Raw genomic sequence first — 17,265 nt, 5'->3', positions numbered from 1 at the left:
AACTCTGGCAATCAGAGCAAAGCCGTGTCCGACTAAAGGTAGCTTCTCGCAGAGTAGCGGCTTCTCGTCAGAGATCAAAGCTTCGATGCAGTTTTACAACTTAGATATTAATTTTTGAGATTGAGGTTGACCATGAGGTATCGCGCTTTAATTGTTGCATTCTTGGCTTTGTGCCTGGGGCTAATAACTGCTTGTAGTGATGCTCCTGCTACTAGCAGTAGAGATGTACTCACTTACGATCAAATTCGCGGGACTGGCTTGGCTAACAAATGCCCCCAACTAACAGAAACACGCCGTGGCTCTATTCCCATTGATTCTAGCCAATCCTATGCCATCAAAGAACTTTGCTTGGAACCAACTAGCTTCTTCATCAAAGAAGAACCTGCTAATAAACGCCAAGAAGCAGAATTTGTTGCTGGCAAATTGTTGACCAGATACACTTCCACCATTGACCAGGTGCAAGGCAACCTAAAAATCAACTCAGATAATAGCCTGACCTTTGTGGAAACTGATGGTCTTGACTTCCAAGCCATCACTGTGCAACTTCCTGGTGGTGAGCGAGTACCTTTCCTCTTCACTATCAAAAACTTGGTTGCTCAAACCCAACCCAGTTTGACCAGTATAAACACCTCTACGGACTTTGAAGGCACTTTCAAAGTTCCTTCCTATCGTGGTGCTGCCTTCCTAGATCCCAAAGGTCGTGGTGTCGTCAGTGGCTACGATAATGCCGTGGCTCTCCCCGCCCAAGCAGATGATGAAGAACTTACCCGCACTAACGTCAAGCGTGCTGAAAATCTCAATGGCAAGATTTCTCTGCAAATCGCTAAAATAGATGGCTCTAGTGGTGAAATTGCTGGTACTTTCGAGAGCGAACAGCCATCTGATACAGATTTAGGTGCTGGCGAACCTAAAGAAGTCAAGATTCGCGGTCTATTTTATGGACGGGTTGAACCGACTCGTGGCTAAATCCTCTTAAATAACGCAACTGACTGGCACTCAGAACGACAATTCTGTAAGTATCAGACTTGATCACAAAAGTTAACTTATTTACCCTCTTTTTTCAGGGGGGTAGATAGGTTTTTTACAAAGATGGAGAAAAGTGAAAGCCAAGCAAGATTGTGAACGAAATAACCCTTGCAATTGGCAATAGGCTGATACCTCGGTATTGTGGCTGACTTGATTCATCTCTTTAACCTTTTCCCTTTCATTAAAAGATTATAGACTTAAGTACAAAAAAGGGTGAGATGCCCTTTTTTTATTAGCTTGCATAAATATACTTAGTATTTTTGAAAGATTATTAGTAATTTTTAAAGATTGGATAAATCTCAGTTAAATGGACAGGTAATTTTACTGTAAATCCAACTTTTACTGATCCAAAAAAATCCTGATCACTGTTGTTTTAGTTATTTCAATTAACTTGCTCGTTAATTAATTTAAATTAAGTACAATCTCGGTTTGTTATTTAGTAATTAATTTTATATTTTATTTCTATGTAGTTATAAAAAAGCTACAGGACATACCAAAGATAAATAACAAACTAAATACCGATTTTGCCCATTTAAATTTTGCTCGATTGTCAAGCAATCGATGGAGTTTTTTCTAGAAAAACGTTGTTGTCTCCCATAGTATTTGCTAGGACATATAGCGCTATCGCGCGATATTGTCTTTGATGTCGTGCGATCGCCTACGGCGGGCGGGTACGCCATCGCAGCTGAATTTAAAAGCGAATAATTGATTCTTTATTTGGTCAATAAACCCGGTGCTATGCCTACCACAGTCACCAATGAACTAAAACACGAAATTTGGCAGTTGTTGCGAGAATATCAGCAATCTCCGTCAGAAAATGTCCGCAATCAACTGGTAAAACTCAATTTTGGGCTTGTGAGAAAAGAAGCTCACTACTGGACGAATCAATGTCATGAAAGCTACGATGATTTGCTCCAGATTGGATGTTTGGGTTTAATCAGAGCTATTGAAAGATTTGAACTTTCCAAGGGACATGCTTTCAGTTCCTATGCTCTTCCCTATATTCGGGGTGAAATTCAACACTATCTCCGAGATAAAGGTGTCACCGTGCGAATTCCTCGGAGGTGGTTAGCGCTACAACAGCAAGCAATAGGAGTTTCACGTTCTTGGCGTGAAAAACATAATCGTCAACCAACCGACTCGGAATTAGCAGCAGCACTGGAAATTTCTCCAAACGAATGGCAAGAAATTAAATTAGCATGGATCAATCGCGCTCCCTTGAGTCTTGATGTGCCAGTCCAAGACGGAGAAGAAGGCTCTGCCTGTTTGGGAGAATTGGTTCCAGATCCTCACTATCGCAGCTTTCAATTAGCACAAGAAGACCAACTTCGCTTACAACAAGCATTGGTTCAGGTAGAAAAACGCACCCGCGATGTCTTGGAATGCGTGTTTTTGCAAGATTTGACCCAAAAACAAGTTGCAGAACATCTAGGTATCAGTGTAGTAACGGTTTCTCGTAGAGTCAAGAAAGGACTGGATTTGATGAAACAGCTTATGGGTGCGGCAGAAGATTGACTACAAATAAATACCAAGCCGCAGTTATGCTGGGAAGGCAGTGCTAAAAATAACCTTTGAAATGTAAAAAATTAGGTTATAAAGGGAACATACTTTGCCTTTGATACAAATTTCAGGCGTGTTGATTTCTACTTTTCAATTTTCCAATGGCTTTTGAGAACAGCTCATGGGCAGAAATTTAAAAATTACAATTGCAGCTATTTTAACTTTAGCGATCGCTGGATGTGCTTCGGAAGATACACAACAAGCCATCAATCCGGCGCCGATTCCCAAAATAGCAGCAAAGTCGCCAGCAGCGGCTCAATCCTTTAACAATCCAGTGATAGCTGCCAAACAGGTTTCACAATTTACTCCTACAGTTAACCTGATTCAATCCACTAATGCTACAGAGCGAGCACGGCTAGTTGTGCTATCAAAAGATCGAAGTGACCCGTTTGCACAACTTTTCGGGCAGACGGTTCCCGGAATGCCTAAAACATCTGGAAGACCTGTTCCCGTATTGCCTAAGCTACCTACTGCATCACTAGCTAAACGAAAACTTCCAACACGCAGCATAGCTTTAAACAGACCTGTTCTTGTATCACCTAAGTTACCTACTGCATCACTAGCTAAACGAAAACTTCCAACACGCAGCATAGCTAAAAAAGTCAATCCTACCTTGCCTTCAGTCTTGCCTAAGGTTTTGCCTCAAGTTGTCCCCAACCCTACTTTAGTGTCTGTATTGCCACCACCAGTACAACCTGAGTTAGCAAGGGCAGTGCTTGTGACTGGTGTAGTTCTAATTAGTAAGGAACCACAGGCGATTATTAAAGTACCAGATGAGCCGACGAGTCGCTATGTGCAGGCAGGACAGCGATTAGCAAATGGCGTACTGGTTAAACGTATTGAAATGAATCAGGGCTACAACCCCATCGTGATTCTGGAACAATATGGTATTGAAGTTGCCAAAATGGTAGGGGAAGGGGCTGTCAATTCAACGCCGTCAGCTGCATCTGCTAGCGGTAATCCTATTTCAGTGACAACGCCCCCCTCAAATCCTTTGAATGTTGGAGCTTCATAAAGATGGAGACTAAGGAAAAAATTGAATTTGCTGGTTTGCCTTTAGCAGTCTATAGAGAGATAGCAGCTCATTTACGTCAAGTTGAAGGGGTAGAAGTGGATTTAATTCCTCAGTCATCCCAACAGTTTGATTACAATCAAAGTCAAATTGGTGGCTTGTCCATCTTGTGGACAGCAAACTCTGGTTCAGAAAGCCGGCAACGAGTTAACCAAATTTTGGTTTACTATCAAAATCGCTATAGTCTTTAACGACTTGAGTTAATATCAAGTTCGGATAATCACTTATTATTAAAATCTCTCCGCATCCCCGCGTTCCGCGAAGTTCTGAGCGCCGGCTTCTGGCGCTTAGACTTATCTTTGCGTCAGCCCTAATGATAAGTCTCCAATCAAACCCAACATAACTTATCCCTCTTTTAAGAAGAGGGATGACAATACTTTTATATCAAAGCTTTCAAACCTTAATTAAGGGGTTTAATCTTAAAACTCAACTTCAAACGCATTTGTATGCTGTAAGTTTAAAAATAGGGCAGGCTACAAACATTGGAGGGCCAAATAATAATGCTCGTTCCACAGAAGCTGGTTTAGAAACTACTAGTGACAAAAATACTAGTCTGAAAGCTGCTGTATATGGATTGCAATATGCCACACTCAGTAATTCTACATTACAAAATTGCTTGAGTCCTAGTTTGTCTTCTGACTTTTGAATGAGTGACTTTTGACTTAAGAGAAGGGGCTGACCTTCCTGCTAGAATTTATTAGGTTAATTATCCATTGTCAGCTGAAACCGTAATGCCATAAGTAGTGTTAATAATTTCAGGAAAACTGATTATTAGGAAGAAACTGATTCCAACTATTGTTTTATTTGCAATTGGACTTTTCATATAGCGGTTCCCATTCAGATGCGGTACAACATTATATTGCGAGGTGTAGGGGCTGTTCTGTGCCGTGCCCTTACGGGTGTACCTCACGTAAACGAGAACCGCTATATCTTCATGTGGGAGCCAAGCCATAGCTTAAAAGAATCAGACAAGTTCTCAAGTTTCACCTATGAACGCAGAACCAGCACCAAATCCTGAAGATACTAAAGGCCAACTACCTCCTGTAAATAATGACCCGTTACCAGATTTTTCCGTTCCAGCAAATCCTAATGCAGATATTGGTGAACAAGTTGCAGCTGAAAGAGCACTTAAGATAGTAATAGAAAAACGCTTTAACGCAAGTAACTCAAAAGTTATAAAGTCTAATTTAATGAGCTATCAAGAAGCTAGCCAACTAGGGTCAGAGCCACTAAGAGAAGACCATCCACTCATCAATACACGGGTTCGGGTAGTGGAAATTTCGGGCACTTTTCACGTAAGGGGTCGTCCCTCTCGGCAAGGAGTACCAATATCCACTTTGACTTACACAAAATGTTATGTTATTTTAAGAGCAGCAGATGGTTTACGATTAAGTGTCATCCTTTTAAAAGAGTAAACTACTCACCATTATATTTCTTGGAGGATGACTGTGGTCATCCTAGTTAGAAATTAAGATAAACTTCACAGACTAATACCGCTTCGTGGGCATCCTGCCCGTCTGGAAATACAATGGATGGGCTTTACTAATTAATCAATGGCTAGAGTAATGTTGAGCTAGCAGAAAAACGTGATGATTTGGTAAAAACCCTGTCTGGGGGTATGAAACAACGGTTGCAGATTGCGAGAGCTTTATTGCATCAACCGCAAATTTTGTTTTTGGACGAACCAACGGTAGGACTAGACCCCTAAACCAGGCGACGCCTCTGGGAAATTATCAGGATTTGAATAAGCAGGGGATGACGATGCTACTGACGACCCATTATATGGATGAGGTCGAATTTTTCTGCGATGCTTTCGGTTCTACCAAGCCAGGAGGCATCCGTATTATGGATAGCGGTAAGCTGATTTCTTTGGGAACTTTACAATAGCTCCGTTCTGTTCACAGTGAAGGTTTGGTGATGAAGGAATTGGGTGTGTCTGAAGTGGGAAGTGATGGTGCTCGTCGCTGGGAATATTTGTTTTTCCCATCCCTGGAAGCAGCAAATCTCTACTTGAATGAACAGCCCGATGAAACCGGAATGATGGTGCGTCCCTGTAACCTGGAAGATATTTTTGTGGAATTAACGGGACGCCAGTTAGATTAACCTCATCCTCCTAACTGTCGCAGGATAGCATCTACCCTGTTGACGCCATCTGAGTCATTGCGCCGCTTGTACAAGTCACGGGCTTTCTGAAGCAAGCTGTTGGCTTGTTTGGTTTGTCGTCGCTGTTTATACATCGAACCCATCAACTCATAAGTCTGGGCATTGTTCTTATCCAAGCCGATTGCTTGCTCGTATGCCCAGGTAGCTGCACTATAGTCTCCTAGACGAGATTGCGTCACAGCCAATCCTAAATAGGCGTTAACGTTATTACGGTTCAACTGTATGGCACGACGGTAGCCTTCCTTTGCCCCAGCTGTGTCGCCCAAATTCGCTTTGATGTAACCTACAGCGTAGTAAAAATCACTATTGTTAGGGTTGATGGCGATCGCCCGACGATAAGCTGTTAATGCCGCCTGATAATTTCCCTGTTGAGCATATAAGTAGCCAATACCTGAATGAATTTTAGCATTTTTGGGATCTAGGCTAGCTGCTTGCTGATAAACAGCGATCGCACCACCATAATCGCCCGTATCAACTAATCTCCGTCCGTCTTCTAGTAGTTGTTTTAACTGGGGGTTTTTGGCTTGTGCCACTAATACCTCAGCCTGAGCCACTGAAGGTATGCTGAAGGCAAAACATCCCAATAACACCACACTAAGCACAAATGATCTTGGCTTGTACACAGTAAAATTCCTGAAAATTTAGAGGACTTTTTTTCTTGTACATTAAAACAAAAATATGGACTTTTGAAAACTGTATTTATTCGTATTGATTAAGATGTTAATAGTTCATTCACTATTTCCTCTACAATTACTGCTATATTACAGAGTTTTTACTGAAAAATGAGGTGCGAGGTATAAATGATGAAATGAGGTTACTCTACATATAAATTGGGATAATATCAAAATTACACTCTTTTTTTTCAGTAGTTATACCTGTCATTCCAAATAACCCAATAGGTATCTCACTTAATCCTCAATAGGCGTGCCAATACTATCACTTATTGAACATTAATAATTACTATTGAGTATTTCACTTAACAACTAGCTAAAGGTGTATCCAATTTTTTGTTATTTATACTACCTTTAGTAAAGCCGTATACTTTTTGTACAGCAGCTTTTTATCTATCGATTGTCTACATCTTTTTTTGGTTATTACACGATTAGATAAATCCAAAGAGCAAAATGTTTCTTCAAATTATGATTTTTCGGCCAATACTACAAGTGAAAACACCGTTGCGATCGCACTTCATGCCCGCTGTCAGCGAACGCAATCTAAAATTGTGTGAGAATATGTTTATCAAACCTATCTCAACGCAGGCTAATTATATATGTGTAAATAAATTTACATTTGTTAGAGTATTTTAATAATAAATATCAACATACGTGCTATTTGGGAGATTAATTTATGATTATAACTACTACTGATGTGATTCAAGGAGCCGTTATTGAGTCATATTTAGGTATTGTGACAGCAGAAGTAGTTTACGGCAGCAATTTCTTGCGGGATTTTCTGGCGGGTATTCGGGATATTATCGGTGGACGAACTGGTAGCTATGAGCGTCTGTTTGAGCAGGGTCAACGTAAGGCATTAGAAGAATTAGAGCAACGAGCACAACGTTTGGGAGCAAATGCTGTGATTGGGATTGAAATTGATACTGGTACAATCAATATTGACCAGTCAGGAGTTCTTTTACTGATTACTGCCACAGGCACTGCTGTAAAGATGCGTTAATCTTTTATCGGAAATTAAAGGGTTTAAGACCCGCAACGTCAATACGTAGCTGGCTTTGATTTCCTTTAGTGGGACTTAGACAAAAAACACTCAAAAAATCGCCTCAAATTTATATACAGAAAGACTTTGACATCGTTAGGCTTAGTTTCTTGATATATCTGGGTTTGGGCTATTTTTGAGCATTTGGTGTATTTCCCTTACCCTGCAAGGGTTTGAGGCTTGTTTATCCCGAAAAAATGTTTAAGTCCCGTTAGTTACCCAGCGGGAAGCAAGCTACAGTCGGGGTAATAGTCCCCTTATGTAACTCTCTTCTCTACCAGACCCTGCGCGTAGCTTGCTTCGACCTAGGAGTACAATTTTGAATTTTGAATTTTGAATTGTTAATGGCTATCCAATTACTTTGTTAAGATTTTCCAATCAGGGTTACAAAGTTTTGTATTAAATTTAATTTTTTCAAAAAAAATTATAGATAGAATTATATCAATTAATATTAATAACTGTATTTAACTTAACAATTTATAGGAAAAAGCTCTCAATAATCATTAAATTATAAATGAATCTTAAATTATATTAAAAGTTGTTAAATGTGTTAGTTTTTTCACTAAAGATAGATTCATTAAATATTTCTATTGATAGATATAAAAGTAGGTGATTTAGCTATTTAATTTTAAGCATAAACATTACTATACCTGAGCAGCAACTTTGCTGAAACAGCACTTGAAACAGCACTGGAGAACATAAACTATGTCATACGTAAATCGCGCAGGTGATAACGTTATTCCTACAGAGTCTGTGATAGCAGGCCGAGTAGCTGAATATCATGATCTTGTTCGCTGGGGGCCAATTATTGCTGGTTTGTTGGTTTCTTTAGCTACTCAATTAATTTTGAGCGCTATAATTGGTGCGGTTGCGGCAGGCACAGTTGAAGGTTCAGGTGCACCCAGATCAATTGCCCCTAACGCTGCGGGTAGTGCGGGGCTTTGGTCAACCATCGCTTTACTAATTTCCCTATTTACTGGTGGTTGGGTTACAGCCCGTGCTTGTGGGCCGATGAACCGTAATACAGCTCTTCTCAACGGCGCAATTCTTTGGGCAACGACTTTAGCAGTTAGCTCATGGCTGTTAGCAAGTGGAGTATCTGGTGCTTTTGGTGTTGCTGCTTCCAACGCTGGGGCAGTCATAAACCAGGTACAACAGCAAGGTGGTATTAATGTACCACAAGCAAACATAAGTGCCCAACAAGCTCGTGAAGCGGCAGGTAATTTACGTTCGGGATTGTGGTGGTTTGTGTTTGGTTCTTTGTTGGGTTTAATAGCCTCAATGATTGGAGCGGTAACTGGATCTCGTAGTCCTCGGGCTAACAATTACAATCCTTAAATAATTGTTTGAAAAATCAAATGTTATTTTTAAATAAAAGCACCTTGAAAAAGGTGTTTTTTGTTTATTATTTCAGGTTGGCGTTTTTAACGTCAGATTAATTATTATATAGTAAAATTACTCTCTATGAATATCGCGCTTCTAAGAAACATTTCTGTTTTTTAAAAACGCGATATTTTTATGGTTATTTTTTCTAAGTAAATGCAACGAAAATTTTACTACTGCAAATCACCATTTCAGATATGAACCTTCAATTCCCTGCTCACGTCGGATTTTGCCATCTTTTTCAAACCAGGCAATTACCTGCTGTGCTGTCAAATCTTCAATATCAACACCGTACTCTTGAGCAATATGCTTCAAAAGCTTCAGTGATGAAATTGTTAATCTTGTTAAAAACTTTTCTGGTGAAGACAACAAGGCAGCATCTACTTTTGCTGACTCTTCTAGAGTTAAAAATTGTGCTGATGGTTGCTGTGGTGGTACGTCCATAAATGAAAAAATGAAATGTTATCTCAAAGTTAGTTGGGTATTGGACATTAGTTATTAAAAAAAAGACCAATGACAAATGACTAATAACTAATGGCGAACTTGTACTAAATACCCACAACGATGTTGACCATCAATAATCCAGTGGGTGCGTTCTACGGTACAATCAGGTAAGACGGCTGCAAACATTTCTAATTCATGACCACAGATGCTGGGGAAAGACTCGGCAACGTTGGAAATGGCGCAGTTATGCTCCATTAAGATCAAGCGATCGCACTCAAAGGAGTCATTCGCATCAACAGGGTGATACTCCGCCATGAAGCCTTCCGCTTTTCTGAACTCTACTAAGTTGGCTACACGTTCTCGCAGTGAGCCGCTACCCACCTGATCGCGGTATTCTTGGGCTTTACGCTCCCACTGTTTCTGTAAAATCGATTTAAATTGGTCGTGTCCTACCGTTTCGGCTAAGGTGTCTAGCAGCGAAACCGCAAAATTTCCGTGGCCATCACCAAAGCGATCACTCATTGTTCGATGCAAGCGATCGCGTCCTTGACGACTCAGTTGATAAACGTGCTGCGGACGCCCCATCCCCGCCGCCTGCACTGATGTCGAATACAAAACTAGCTCCTCCGTCTCCAAATCTTTAAGATGACGACGAATCGCTTGGGGGGTAACTTCTAAAATTTCAGCTAACTCCAAAGCCGTTGCTTTTTCGTGTTTGTGCAGATATTCTAGGATATCTTGCTTGGTTGAGGACTGGTGGATAGTCGCCATCGTTCTGGTGCCAGACGTTCAGCTAACGTCCCAAAAATTTCTTTGAAAATTTGACTTTGACAACATTGTTGTTGTTAATTTAGCGTAAAATGAAGATAGATTAAACAACATAGCTGTTGTTTTACTCTCCACCACTATTCTAGCAGCCGTGTAACCATTCCGTAACGTGATATGGGAATTGGTTAACCACAGCCCGCCTCCATCCTAAAAGAGTTCCGAACACGAGAGATTATTACTGATGAGTGCCACTGTCAAAACTTTAGTCAACCAACCCTACAAGTACGGCTTCGTCACCGATATTGAAGCCGACACTATTCCGCGTGGACTAGACGAGGACGTTGTTCGCTTGATCTCCTCTAAGAAAAACGAGCCGCAGTTCATGCTGGACTTTCGCCTCCGGGCTTATCGCCAGTGGCAAAAAATGACGGAACCAACTTGGCCCAATGTCAAGTATCCGCCAATTAATTATCAGGATATCATTTACTACTCAGCGCCGAAACGCAAGAAAGAAAAACTAAACAGCTTGGACGAAGTTGATCCAACCCTTTTAGAAACCTTCGATAAGTTAGGCATTTCCCTATCTGAACAGAAGCGACTAGCAAATGTCGCTGTCGATGCGATTTTCGATAGCGTCTCTGTCGCCACTACATTTAAAGAAAAACTAGCGGAAGACGGCGTTATTTTCTGCTCGATTTCGGAAGCATTGCAAGAACACCCAGAACTAATCAAAAAATACCTGGGTAGCGTTGTTCCTGTAGCTGACAACTACTTTGCTGCCTTGAACGCCGCTGTATTTAGCGATGGTTCCTTTGTCTACATTCCTAAAGGCGTGAAATGCCCGATGGAACTGTCTACCTACTTCCGCATCAACTCTGGCGACACGGGGCAATTTGAGCGGACTTTGATTGTCGCCGAAGAAGGTAGTTATGTTTCTTACCTCGAAGGTTGCACCGCACCGATGTATGACAGCAACCAGCTGCACGCCGCCGTTGTGGAACTTGTCGCCCTCGACAACGCCGAAATTAAATATTCCACTGTCCAAAACTGGTACGCTGGAGATGCTAACGGTAAAGGCGGTATTTACAACTTTGTCACCAAGCGCGGTTTGTGTCAGGGTGTAAATTCTAAGATTTCCTGGACTCAAGTAGAAACAGGTTCGGCAATTACTTGGAAATATCCCAGCTGTGTGTTGGTAGGTGATAACTCTGTAGGTGAATTCTACTCGGTGGCGCTGACAAATAATATGCAGCAAGCCGATACGGGTACAAAGATGATTCACGTTGGTAAAAACACCCGCAGCACAATTATTTCTAAAGGAATCTCCGCAGGTAATTCTAGTAATAGCTACCGGGGTTTGGTGAAAGTCAATCCGACTGCTAAAGGGGCAAGAAATTATTCTCAGTGCGACTCAATGCTGATTGGGGATAATGCCCATGCAAATACTTTCCCTTATATCCAGGTGCAAAATAATACTGGCAAGGTAGAGCATGAAGCTTCTACTTCCAAGATTGGGGAAGATCAACTGTTCTACTTCGCTCAACGGGGTATTTCAGCAGAAGATGCCATTTCGATGATGGTTAGCGGCTTCTGTAAGGATGTTTTCAATCAGCTACCGATGGAATTTGCAGTGGAAGCTGATAAGTTGTTGAGTTTGAAGTTGGAAGGGAGTGTTGGATAGGGTTTGTAGTCAGCACTTTAGTGCTGGAAAATCGCTAGTAACTGAAAAGATTAACGCTTGTAGTCAGCACTTTAGCGCTGGATAAAAGCGCTAAAGCGGTGACTACAAACCGAAAAAGAAGAGAGACAACATGATTATTGAAAATAGTGAAATTGTGCTGTCAGTAAGGAATCTGACAGCTAATGTTGATGGGACACCGATTTTGAAAGGTGTAAATCTGGAGGTGCGATCGGGTGAAATTCATGCGATTATGGGGCCGAATGGTTCTGGTAAGAGTACCTTTTCTAAGGTGTTAGCTGGGCATCCAGCGTATGAGGTGACTGGCGGTGAGGTGATTTTTCAGGGACAAAATTTACTGGAATTGGAGCCGGAGGAACGCGCCAGAAGTGGTGTATTTTTGGCGTTTCAGTATCCGTTAGAAATTCCGGGTGTGAGCAATTTAGATTTCTTGCGGGTGGCGTACAATTCCCGTCGGAAGGCGCAAGGTTTAGAGGAAATAGACGCTTTTGATTTTGACGATTTAATAGAGGAAAAGCTGGATGTAGTGAAGATGAATTCCAGTTTTCTTAGTCGGAGTTTGAATGAAGGGTTTTCTGGTGGTGAAAAGAAGCGGAATGAAATTCTGCAAATGGCGCTGCTGGAACCAAAGTTAGGAATTTTGGATGAAACTGATTCGGGTTTGGATATTGACGCGCTTAGAATTGTCGCTAATGGGGTAAATCAACTGGCAAGTCCAGAAAATTCGACAATTTTGATTACTCACTATCAAAGGTTACTTAATTATATAGTGCCTGATTTTGTGCATGTGATGGCACAGGGACAGATTATTACGAGTGGTGGTAAGGAACTGGCACTAGAATTAGAGTCTCGCGGTTATGACTGGGTGCTGGCAGAATTTGCAGCTGCTGAGGTGGGTGTGTAATGAGTATTCAAGTATCTCCTAGCCCAATTCCTAATTCAAATGCAGTCAGTTTGACATCGATGTTAGATAGAGATGATTATCTGACTGGGTTGTTAAATCAAGTAACGGCAACGAAAACAGAAGGTTGGTTGCAGGAATTACGCCAAAGTGCTGCTAATTGGGTACGTCACTCGATTATCCCAACTACCCGTGAGGAAGAATGGCGATTTACTGATTTGTCGTCTTTGCGAAAGGTGCAATTTAATCTAGAGACGGGAAATTTTGCATCTCTAGAATTTGATATTTTGCCAGAAGCGGCTAACAGTCGTTTGGTATTTGTTAATGGCGTTTTTGCGCCGGAGTTATCCGCAGTTACAGATTTAGCATCTGGAATTGTGGTGAGTAATTTGGCTGCTTTGTCTGTGGTTGAGCAGGAGGGTGTACGGCAGTATTTAGCCCAAGCTGAGGGAGCGCAGGAAGTTTTTACTGCTCTCAACACGGCTGGGATAACTGATGCTGCTGTGGTGTGGGTAAAGAAGAATGTGGTAGTTGAAACGCCAATTCATTTGGTGTTTATTTCGGTTGCGGGTGAGACGGCGACGATTTTGCAGCCGCGTTGTTTGGTGGTGGCGGATAGTGGTTCGCAGGTAACGTTGGTTGAAGAGTATACGAACCACCAAGGCGCAAACAAAGAGGCATTATATTTCACCAATGCAGTTACGGAAATTTGGGTTGCTGACAATGCCCAAGTGAGTCACACTAGGGTTGAGCGAGAAGGTGCAGAGGCTTTTCATATTGGGAAAACTGCGATCGCCCAAGCTCGTGATAGTCGATATACTTGTCATGCCATAACTTTAGGTGGAAAGTTGTCACGGCATAATTTAGAGATTTTGCAAACTGGTGAGCAGACAGAAACTACTCTTAATGGTTTGACGGTGATTTCTGGTAAACAGTTGGCGGATACTCATAGTGCGATCGCACTCAACTATCCCCACGGTACAAGTGACCAATTGCATAAATGTATTGTAGGCGATCGCGCTCATGCGGTGTTCAATGGGAAAGTTTTTGTACCCAAACCAGCGCAGTTGACAAATGCAGCCCAGTTGAATCGCAATTTGCTGCTATCATCGAAAGCCAGAGTTGATACCAAACCTCAATTGGAAATTACTGCCGATAATGTAAAATGCGCTCACGGTGCTACCGTTAGCCAATTAGAAGATGATGAAATATTCTATCTGCAAAGTCGGGGAATTGATGAAAACGATGCTCGGAAGTTGTTAATTAACGCCTTCGCCGCCGAAATCATCAACCAAATACCAGTTCCCTCTCTACGAGAAATCCTATTAAACACAGTCAATAATCTTAAGTCCCTGACTAATGACTAATGACCATTGTACAGACGCGATTAATCGCGTCTCTAATCTACCAATGACTTTAACCTCTACCAAAACCCTTGCTGATAAAGTTCGCGCTGACTTCCCGATATTGCATCAAGAAGTCAACGAGAAACCCCTGGTTTATCTCGATAATGCTGCGACATCACAAAAGCCTTTGTTCGTATTAAATACCCTACGGGATTACTACGAGCAATATAATGCTAACGTACATCGCGGTGCTCATATCCTGAGTGCTAAAGCTACTGATGCTTATGAAGGTGCGCGAGATAAAGTTGCTAAATTCATTAATGCTGCATCACGTCAGGAAATCGTCTACACCCGCAACGCTAGTGAGGCAATTAACCTAGTAGCCTACAGCTGGGGAATGAACAATTTACAACCGGGGGATGAGATTATTCTGTCGGTGATGGAACACCACAGTAATATTGTGCCTTGGCAATTCGTGGCGCAAAAAACGGGTGCAGTGCTGAAATTTGTGGAACTAACACCAGAAGAAACTTTTGATTTAGAACAGTTTAAAAAGCTGATTTCCGACAAAACAAAATTGGTGTCAGTAGTGCATATTTCTAATGCTTTGGGTTGCATTAACCCAGTGTCAGAAATTGGTGCGATCGCTCACAGCTACGGTGCTAAATTCTTAGTTGATGCTTGCCAAAGTGTTCCCCACTTCCCTGTGGATGTGCAGAAAATAGATTGTGATTGGCTGGTAGCATCTGGTCATAAAATGTGTGCGCCAACTGGGATAGGATTTCTCTATGGCAAGTTGGAATTATTGGAATCAATGCCACCATTTTTTGGTGGTGGTGAGATGATTGCAGAGGTGTATTTAGACCATTCCACCTATGCGGAATTACCACATAAATTTGAAGCCGGTACACCTGCAATTGGAGAAGCGATCGCTCTTGGTGCTGCGATCAATTATCTTAGCAGTATCGGCATGGATAAAATCCACGCCTACGAAGCAGAATTAACAGCTTATTTGTTCCAGCAATTAGAGCAAATTCCCCAAATTAGAATTTACGGCCCTAAACCAAATACTAAAGGGGAAGGTAGAGCTGCACTTGCGTCATTCACTGCCGGGGAAGTCCACGCTAACGACTTATCTACATTATTAGATCAAGAAGGCGTTGCTATCCGTTCTGGACACCACTGTACTCAACCATTACACCGTTACTTAGGTCTTGCTGCAACCGCACGAGCAAGTCTATCTTTCTACAACACGCGCGAGGAAATTGATGTTTTCATCAAAGCACTGAAGGAAACTCTGGACTTTTTTGCGGGTTTCCTTGCTTAAAGTTACAAAATATTCAGACATTGATTGTGCCAAATATCAGCAACATATCTTGCTAATAGTTGGCACAATTTAACTATCTGGATTCTTTACAGGAGCAACTAAAGTGTCATACAGTGACTTTACTTTAGACAGAGTTAGGAAAACCTTTGGTTTAACTATTGTTGATAAAATTGATATATTTGTATCTATACACGAAGTAGAGTGTCCATCTTTACTAGCAAAAGTATTGCGGTAAAATGTACCTTTAGCTCTTGCTAATAATACGCAAAAATTCGGTTCAAAGATGATTATTACGCCTATTTTAATTGCTGTAAGGAAATATTTAAACAATCAAATAAGTTTATTTTCTAGTATCGATTTTAATGTTGATTCAACACAAGGTTTAAATGTAAATTGCGATTTGATTATTAGCCGTTCACCAGAATTACTAATTCTTAATGCACCAGTTGTCACAATTGTAGAAGCTAATAAATAAAATATCAATGCAGGATTAGGTTAGTGTGTAGCAGAGATGTTAATAGCTAAATTGTTTAATGAGCTTGAGGGCAATAACATTCAGGCAATTTATGGTGCTGTTACCACTGGAACTAACTGGAAGTTTTTGAAATTTATTGAGCAAGTAGTTGAAATTGACTTAGGCGAGTATTATATTAATGACATAGGTAAAATTATCGGAATTTTATCTAATATCCTGATAGAAGAAGTATTTTAACTAATTCTAGGGATTTGGTAAGTTTTGTGGTGAAATCTAAATTATAGTTACAAAACTTAATTACGAATTACGAATTATGAATTACGAATTATTTTAATATGCTTGTCAAGTCAACCCTTGCGGAACAAAGAACAGTCTTACACAACGTTAGCTGGGAAACCTTTGAAGCCTTGCTGAGAGATACAGGTGAGCATAGAGGTTCTCGGTTTGCTTACGACTGCGGTGTTTTAGAAATCATGACTCCACTTTTTGAACACGAAAACCCCAAAAGTAATTTTGGTAATTTTATTATTGCTTTAGCTGAAGAATTAGGAATTGAAGTGAGAAGTGCTGGTTCAACAACATTGAAGCGAAAAAGATTAAAGCGGGGAATAGAACCAGATACTTGCTACTATATCCAGAATGAATTGGCTATTAGAGGTAAGGAAAATTTAGATTTAGAAAATGATCCGCCGCCTGACTTAGCAATTGAGATTGACATTACCAGCAGTTCAGTTAACAAATTGGGGATTTATTCAGCGTTGGGTGTAACTGAACTTTGGAGATATGATGGGCAAAATTTAAAATTTTATCAGTTGATAGAGGAGCAATATGTTGAGTGTAAGTTTAGTATTGCCTTTCCTATAGTTTCGGTAAGTGAGATAAGCAGATTTATTGAGCAGAGTAAAAGTATGGGTGAAATTGCTTTGCTAAAATCCTTTCGCGCTTGGGTGCGGGATAAGTTAGGGTAGTTTACATGGTATTAAATATATTTTTCCATAAAAGATTACTAAAATCCACATTTGGATTTGTTTGTCCGAACTTACTCAACTCAAAGTATTGTATTCTTGTATTTATAGATTCAGCTTTTGACTATAAAAATTAGTAGTCGGTGGACAAGAAGTAAATTATCCTGCAAAAATGTACTGTTTACTAGCTGCTAGAACATTTACTGAATCAAGCAAACTTGATGCTTTACTTTATTGGGAATAAGATAGGTGGTTTATAATCTACAATAAGATTCTATTGAACAACTACATTAACAATAACCATGCATCCCATATTAAAAGTCGATATTTCCGAACTAATTGTATCTGAACGTATACAGCTTGCCGAGGACTTATGGGACAGTATTCTTACCACACCCGATGAAGTTCCTCTCAACGATGAGC

The 17,265-nt window shown here is 40.8% G+C and carries 17 protein-coding genes and 2 pseudogenes; 16 read left to right on the top strand and 3 right to left on the bottom strand.

Annotation, left to right across the window (positions count from 1 at the left end; translation table 11 throughout):
• Window positions 1-132 precede the first annotated feature (132 nt).
• From V7L29_RS27045 to V7L29_RS27015, 7 genes and pseudogenes are all read left to right on the top strand, one after another.
• Complete coding sequence (locus V7L29_RS27045) at window positions 133-966, top strand: photosystem II manganese-stabilizing polypeptide (protein WP_104905653.1); 834 nt, start codon at window positions 133-135, stop codon at window positions 964-966.
• A 798-nt stretch (window positions 967-1,764) separates the two neighbouring features.
• On the top strand, window positions 1,765-2,541 hold the full coding sequence (locus tag V7L29_RS27040; RefSeq protein ID WP_334694208.1) for an RNA polymerase sigma factor SigF: 777 nt from the start codon (window positions 1,765-1,767) through the stop codon (window positions 2,539-2,541).
• A 166-nt stretch (window positions 2,542-2,707) separates the two neighbouring features.
• The gene (locus V7L29_RS27035; protein WP_334694207.1) at window positions 2,708-3,601 is read left to right on the top strand and encodes a hypothetical protein; all 894 of its coding nucleotides are present in this window, start codon (window positions 2,708-2,710) and stop codon (window positions 3,599-3,601) included.
• A 2-nt stretch (window positions 3,602-3,603) separates the two neighbouring features.
• Window positions 3,604-3,849, top strand: coding sequence for a hypothetical protein (locus tag V7L29_RS27030; protein ID WP_334737379.1), 246 nt, complete (start codon window positions 3,604-3,606; stop codon window positions 3,847-3,849).
• 176 nt (window positions 3,850-4,025) lie between these two features.
• On the top strand, window positions 4,026-4,304 hold the full coding sequence (locus V7L29_RS27025) for a hypothetical protein (protein ID WP_334694205.1): 279 nt from the start codon (window positions 4,026-4,028) through the stop codon (window positions 4,302-4,304).
• A 343-nt stretch (window positions 4,305-4,647) separates the two neighbouring features.
• Window positions 4,648-5,073, top strand: a complete 426-nt coding sequence (locus V7L29_RS27020; RefSeq protein WP_334737378.1) for a hypothetical protein — start codon at window positions 4,648-4,650, stop codon at window positions 5,071-5,073.
• Window positions 5,074-5,200: 127 nt separating this feature from the next.
• A pseudogene (locus V7L29_RS27015) lies at window positions 5,201-5,761 on the top strand (ATP-binding cassette domain-containing protein); the annotation flags it as partial.
• 2 nt (window positions 5,762-5,763) lie between these two features.
• Here the strand turns inward: V7L29_RS27015 and V7L29_RS27010 are convergent.
• Complete coding sequence (locus tag V7L29_RS27010) at window positions 5,764-6,444, bottom strand: tetratricopeptide repeat protein (protein ID WP_334694203.1); 681 nt, start codon at window positions 6,442-6,444, stop codon at window positions 5,764-5,766.
• Window positions 6,445-7,168: 724 nt separating this feature from the next.
• On the opposite strand from V7L29_RS27010, the gene V7L29_RS27005 reads away from it, so the two are divergent.
• Window positions 7,169-7,495, top strand: a complete 327-nt coding sequence (locus V7L29_RS27005) for a YbjQ family protein (protein WP_109009512.1) — start codon at window positions 7,169-7,171, stop codon at window positions 7,493-7,495.
• A gap of 744 nt (window positions 7,496-8,239) precedes the next feature.
• Window positions 8,240-8,872: a hypothetical protein gene (locus V7L29_RS27000; protein ID WP_334694202.1), complete on the top strand. Its 633-nt coding sequence runs from the start codon at window positions 8,240-8,242 to the stop codon at window positions 8,870-8,872.
• Window positions 8,873-9,100: 228 nt separating this feature from the next.
• On the opposite strand, the gene V7L29_RS26995 is transcribed toward V7L29_RS27000, so the two are convergent.
• Together V7L29_RS26995 and sufR are read right to left on the bottom strand one after the other, a co-directional pair.
• Window positions 9,101-9,361 (bottom strand): hypothetical protein, encoded by a 261-nt coding sequence (locus V7L29_RS26995; protein ID WP_292867787.1) that lies wholly within the window; start codon window positions 9,359-9,361, stop codon window positions 9,101-9,103.
• 87 nt (window positions 9,362-9,448) lie between these two features.
• On the bottom strand, window positions 9,449-10,132 hold the full coding sequence (gene sufR, locus V7L29_RS26990) for an iron-sulfur cluster biosynthesis transcriptional regulator SufR (RefSeq protein WP_334737377.1): 684 nt from the start codon (window positions 10,130-10,132) through the stop codon (window positions 9,449-9,451).
• 238 nt (window positions 10,133-10,370) lie between these two features.
• Here sufR and sufB point away from each other — a divergent pair, with 238 nt between their 5' ends.
• The 7 genes and pseudogenes from sufB to V7L29_RS26955 all read left to right on the top strand — a co-directional run.
• Window positions 10,371-11,810 (top strand): Fe-S cluster assembly protein SufB, encoded by a 1,440-nt coding sequence (gene sufB / locus V7L29_RS26985; protein WP_334737376.1) that lies wholly within the window; start codon window positions 10,371-10,373, stop codon window positions 11,808-11,810.
• 130 nt (window positions 11,811-11,940) lie between these two features.
• Window positions 11,941-12,732 (top strand): Fe-S cluster assembly ATPase SufC, encoded by a 792-nt coding sequence (gene sufC / locus V7L29_RS26980; RefSeq protein WP_334737375.1) that lies wholly within the window; start codon window positions 11,941-11,943, stop codon window positions 12,730-12,732.
• Window positions 12,732-14,096 (top strand): Fe-S cluster assembly protein SufD, encoded by a 1,365-nt coding sequence (gene sufD, locus V7L29_RS26975; protein ID WP_334737374.1) that lies wholly within the window; start codon window positions 12,732-12,734, stop codon window positions 14,094-14,096. Before sufC ends, sufD begins: the two co-directional genes overlap by 1 nt.
• A gap of 43 nt (window positions 14,097-14,139) precedes the next feature.
• The gene (locus V7L29_RS26970) at window positions 14,140-15,402 is read left to right on the top strand and encodes a cysteine desulfurase (RefSeq protein WP_334737387.1); all 1,263 of its coding nucleotides are present in this window, start codon (window positions 14,140-14,142) and stop codon (window positions 15,400-15,402) included.
• A 103-nt stretch (window positions 15,403-15,505) separates the two neighbouring features.
• Window positions 15,506-16,114: pseudogene (locus V7L29_RS26965) on the top strand (hypothetical protein).
• A gap of 98 nt (window positions 16,115-16,212) precedes the next feature.
• A complete protein-coding gene (locus V7L29_RS26960; protein WP_334737373.1) occupies window positions 16,213-16,845 on the top strand; it encodes a Uma2 family endonuclease in 633 nt (210 codons plus the stop codon).
• A gap of 299 nt (window positions 16,846-17,144) precedes the next feature.
• Window positions 17,145-17,265, top strand: a 121-nt coding sequence (locus V7L29_RS26955; RefSeq protein WP_334737386.1) for an addiction module protein, incomplete at its 3' end; no start/stop codon positions are given.

The sequence above is a fragment of the Nostoc sp. genome, assembly GCF_036916575.1.
GTDB lineage: Bacteria > Cyanobacteriota > Cyanobacteriia > Cyanobacteriales > Nostocaceae > Nostoc.
This window is presented reverse-complemented; position numbering and strand designations above follow the sequence as displayed.

Coding starts and splice junctions, on each gene's coding strand:
- V7L29_RS27045 (WP_104905653.1), top strand. CDS start 133: ATGAGGTATCGCGCTTTAATTGTTGCATTCTTGGCTTTGTGCCTGGGG.
- V7L29_RS27040 (WP_334694208.1), top strand. CDS start 1,765: ATGCCTACCACAGTCACCAATGAACTAAAACACGAAATTTGGCAGTTG.
- V7L29_RS27035 (WP_334694207.1), top strand. CDS start 2,708: ATGGGCAGAAATTTAAAAATTACAATTGCAGCTATTTTAACTTTAGCG.
- V7L29_RS27030 (WP_334737379.1), top strand. CDS start 3,604: ATGGAGACTAAGGAAAAAATTGAATTTGCTGGTTTGCCTTTAGCAGTC.
- V7L29_RS27025 (WP_334694205.1), top strand. CDS start 4,026: ATGACAATACTTTTATATCAAAGCTTTCAAACCTTAATTAAGGGGTTT.
- V7L29_RS27020 (WP_334737378.1), top strand. CDS start 4,648: ATGAACGCAGAACCAGCACCAAATCCTGAAGATACTAAAGGCCAACTA.
- V7L29_RS27005 (WP_109009512.1), top strand. CDS start 7,169: ATGATTATAACTACTACTGATGTGATTCAAGGAGCCGTTATTGAGTCA.
- V7L29_RS27000 (WP_334694202.1), top strand. CDS start 8,240: ATGTCATACGTAAATCGCGCAGGTGATAACGTTATTCCTACAGAGTCT.
- V7L29_RS26995 (WP_292867787.1), bottom strand. CDS start 9,361: ATGGACGTACCACCACAGCAACCATCAGCACAATTTTTAACTCTAGAA.
- sufR (WP_334737377.1), bottom strand. CDS start 10,132: ATGGCGACTATCCACCAGTCCTCAACCAAGCAAGATATCCTAGAATAT.
- sufB (WP_334737376.1), top strand. CDS start 10,371: ATGAGTGCCACTGTCAAAACTTTAGTCAACCAACCCTACAAGTACGGC.
- sufC (WP_334737375.1), top strand. CDS start 11,941: ATGATTATTGAAAATAGTGAAATTGTGCTGTCAGTAAGGAATCTGACA.
- sufD (WP_334737374.1), top strand. CDS start 12,732: ATGAGTATTCAAGTATCTCCTAGCCCAATTCCTAATTCAAATGCAGTC.
- V7L29_RS26970 (WP_334737387.1), top strand. CDS start 14,140: ATGACTTTAACCTCTACCAAAACCCTTGCTGATAAAGTTCGCGCTGAC.
- V7L29_RS26960 (WP_334737373.1), top strand. CDS start 16,213: ATGCTTGTCAAGTCAACCCTTGCGGAACAAAGAACAGTCTTACACAAC.